This is a genomic window from Stenotrophomonas sp. P5_B8 (assembly GCF_054049855.1).
In genome coordinates this window covers 1-976 of the sequence record NZ_JBFULO010000757.1, presented here as the reverse complement: position 1 = coordinate 976, position 976 = coordinate 1, and the positions used below count along the sequence as shown (strand labels likewise).

General features: G+C 56.0%; 2 protein-coding genes. Both read left to right on the top strand.

Translation table 11 applies throughout. From position 1 onward, the window contains the following. Positions 1-760: hypothetical protein (locus ACXJKH_RS21260; protein WP_457322350.1), on the top strand; the 760-nt coding region annotated here is incomplete at its 5' end. Further along, positions 760-976, top strand: a 217-nt coding sequence (locus ACXJKH_RS21255; protein ID WP_457322348.1) for a hypothetical protein, incomplete at its 3' end; no start/stop codon positions are given. The genes ACXJKH_RS21260 and ACXJKH_RS21255, both read left to right, overlap by 1 nt.

Here is a 976-nt window from a genome sequence, read left to right as displayed (position 1 = left end):
GTTCGGGTGTGAGGTTGAGCGGCTGTTCGGTAAAGCAAAAACGTTCTGGCTCGACTGCCTTCCAGGAAGCATCAAGACGATTCGCTTCTCTCGCTCCATATCCTCAGACCGACAACCATCGGCAAGGGCAGAGCTTAGTTTGGTAGACCTTTGGTACGAGATGGAAGCATTCAGTGAGTGGATCGGGAGGCGTCCATCAGGCGGCAGCAGCGAATGCCCTGATGCAAAGATGCTAAGCGGGCTACGACAGTTTCCGTTTAGCGGGATACGAGCTCAGGCCGATCTCAGCTTCCTCGTCACAACTGCAATGAATCAGAAGCCCTTGAAGGTCTCGGGGAACACGGGAATCCATGCTGGCGACTTTCACATGTGGCACGACGCCCTCGCAGCTTTCGCTGGGAGACGCGTCCCGACGCGGATCGACGGCCAGGATCCGCGAATCCTCTATGCACTGCTCGATGATCAGTGGGTTGTTTGCAAAGCATATGCTGCGCTCCAAGCAGGGCAGCAATCACATGGCGAAGCGATGGCGTATGCGGTGTGGGCGAGAGATGGTTCATCACTGAGAAAGTTGATGAAGGCTGACTCCGATAGGCAGCTCATTGCCGAGATTGAAAGACGCGAGATGTCTCGTAAAGCACCCCCTGCGAGAGAGCCCAACGAAGCTCAACTGGCGACAGATCGTCCGACTAGCTGTCCCCCGTCCCTTGGAAGCTTCAAGGCGATTAGCACTGAGCCAATGTCCGTCGAGGATTGGTAGTGGCTGAGCAAGAGAAATCTCTGGCCGAGCAGATTGACCTCGTCGTCGCCAAGCGTCTTGGACACAGAATCTACGATGAGACACGACGCTATCTGGAAGCAGCTCGGACCGCAGTGTTGACCGAGGAGGTAGTGATTCTTGTCGGACCGCCCAGGGTTGGCAAGTCTAGTGTTAGCCGACAAGTCTTTGGAGCCCACTCCAAGCAGGCCCCTGAGA